General features: G+C 48.1%; 3 protein-coding genes. All 3 read left to right on the forward strand.

The features are described from left to right. The first annotated feature begins 142 nt into the window (after positions 1–142). Positions 143–1093: a DUF6712 family protein gene (locus tag NSB03_RS20415; RefSeq protein ID WP_024988707.1), complete on the forward strand. Its 951-nt coding sequence runs from the start codon at positions 143–145 to the stop codon at positions 1091–1093. 9 nt (positions 1094–1102) lie between these two features. Further along, positions 1103–1915: a hypothetical protein gene (locus tag NSB03_RS20420; RefSeq protein ID WP_024988708.1), complete on the forward strand. Its 813-nt coding sequence runs from the start codon at positions 1103–1105 to the stop codon at positions 1913–1915. Continuing rightward, a partial coding sequence (locus NSB03_RS20425; RefSeq protein WP_257466624.1) for a lysozyme occupies positions 1912–2156 on the forward strand: 245 nt, incomplete at its 3' end. The genes NSB03_RS20420 and NSB03_RS20425, both read left to right, overlap by 4 nt.

Genomic DNA, 2156 nt, shown 5'->3' on the forward strand with positions numbered 1-2156 from the left:
ACCAATCCGCGCACGGAACAGACCTGTATAACGATAGATACCGGGCTGGCCCGCTTTTATAAGGAGTTCTACGATGAAATAAACAATTTCACAAAGGATTTTGATAATTGGAAACCATATACACTAAAAAGAGACCGAGCAAATGACGAAGTTATTTAATAAAGGCGGTGACGGTGCCGGTGAAATAGTCCGTGTTCTGGGATTGATCGATAATGATCTTGATTTTACCAAGTGGGAACCTATCTTACCGCTGGGTATTCGGGATTTACAGGCTATCATCGGAACGGAACCCATAGACGCGGTAGATAAGTATTACCGTGAAGATCATGCGGACGGCACGGAATCGGACGGCATGGCGGAAACTTTACGGCTGATGCAGCAGGCGGTGGCGATGTTTACCTGGTTAAAGGTTATTCCCACTTTGGACGCACAACACGGAACGGCCGGACGTGGCAAACATCTTGGAGAGAATGAAACGGGCATGACTGCCTTACAGGAGTTCAAGGATGAAGAGAATATCCGGAACCTGGCTTATGAAGCCGTAGACGCGTTGGTGGAGCTACTGGATCGCGAAAAGTTTGATTTCTGGATGAACGGCATTAAGAAAAAGGCTATAAACCGGCTTCTAATCCAGAATAAGGAAACGTTCGATGAATATTATAATATCGGCAGTCACCGGCTTTTCCTGGTGCTTATTCCTATGATCCGGGAAGTCCAGGACGGGCAAATAATACCTGTTATCACCCGGAACCGTTATAATAAACTGATTGAAGGCGATACCGTTTTAACGGAGAAATTGCTGGAGTATGTACGCCGCCCGCTTGCACTTCTCACCATAAAAAAGGCCGTTGAACGTTTACCGGTGGAAGTTCTACCCAATGGAATCGTACAGGTACAGCAGAGCACAACCATACGGGATAAATTGCGGGCGGAAAAAGAGGCCCGGCAATCGGTTGCTAACAGTCTGGAGCAGGACGCGGCGGCTTACCTGGATGTATTACAGGATATCATCAGGGAACTGGATGCGCAGTCGGAAACGGTGGATTACTATGTACCGGGCGTTACCGTACAATCTAAGGGAATAACTTTTTAATGTCCGGACATGGAGAAGTTTACATATAATAGTAAGACGGCGGAGGTTCCTTCCTGCCTGGATGAAGTCAGCAGTGAGCAGTACCGACAGTTTCTTATATTGTCGGTACTGATGAACCGAGGTACGATCAGCCCCGGACAGTTCCGCGTAAAATGGCTTTCTTTCCTTCTGGGCATGAAAGCGGATTACACCATGTACCGGCGTGAGATCATCCGGGAGCTGGACGGTCAACTGGAAAAGCTGGACGGCTTTTTCTCTTATACAACCAGTAAGGAGGGCGAGCGGATCGTTACGCCCATTCTGAAAACCGGTCGTAACTTGATGCAGGATTTCGGGGGCTGGCATGGCGTCGGTGACATGCTGAACGGTCTTACTTTCGGTAACTTTTGTGATTGCCTGGATTTGTTGCAGCAAAGCAAGCAGGCGGCGGCAGAAAAAGACGATTCGGCTATAAATGAAATCTTCCAGGATATCACGTTAAAGCTTTACCGGTATAAGGACCCGGAGAAGACACCGGCCGTTCCTTCCTTGCTTGCCATTCATGCGGTAAATTTCTTTTCCGCCGTTTGGGAAATGGTTCTTTCCGGACCGGTTTATATCGGTGGTGAAGCTATCGACTTTCGGATATTGTTTCAGAAGCTGGCATCCGAGGACCGGAAGGCGGACGATAAAACCGGCTGGACCGGGATAGTCTTTGAAGTGGCGGCTTCTGGCGTGTTCGGCAATAAGAAGGAGGTGGACGATACACCCTTTTGGGATGTATTGCTTTATCTGTATAAATGTAAGTTTGAGTATTTACACCAAAAACGTAACAAGAAATGAGAACGACAACAAGAACAAAAAACAAGATCAAGAAATTCGAGGGGTTACGCCTGAAAGCGTATGTATGTGCCGCGGGAGTATGTACGATCGGTTACGGTCACACGACCGGCGTAAAACCGGGTGATGTTATCACCGAGGCCCGGGCCGACGCTTTCTTTGAATCGGATATCAGGGCGGTAGAAAACCAGGTGAACGCGCTTCCCCTTAATTTGGGACAGTACCAGTTTGACGCGGTAGTAAG

It is taken from the genome of Bacteroides acidifaciens (genome assembly GCF_024623065.1).
Classification (GTDB): domain Bacteria; phylum Bacteroidota; class Bacteroidia; order Bacteroidales; family Bacteroidaceae; genus Bacteroides; species Bacteroides acidifaciens.

What these genes read in the sequence shown, in the direction of transcription:
- NSB03_RS20415 (WP_024988707.1), top strand. Translation starts at nt 143, where the DNA reads ATGACGAAGTTATTTAATAAAGGCGGTGACGGTGCCGGTGAAATAGTC.
- NSB03_RS20420 (WP_024988708.1), top strand. Translation starts at nt 1,103, where the DNA reads ATGGAGAAGTTTACATATAATAGTAAGACGGCGGAGGTTCCTTCCTGC.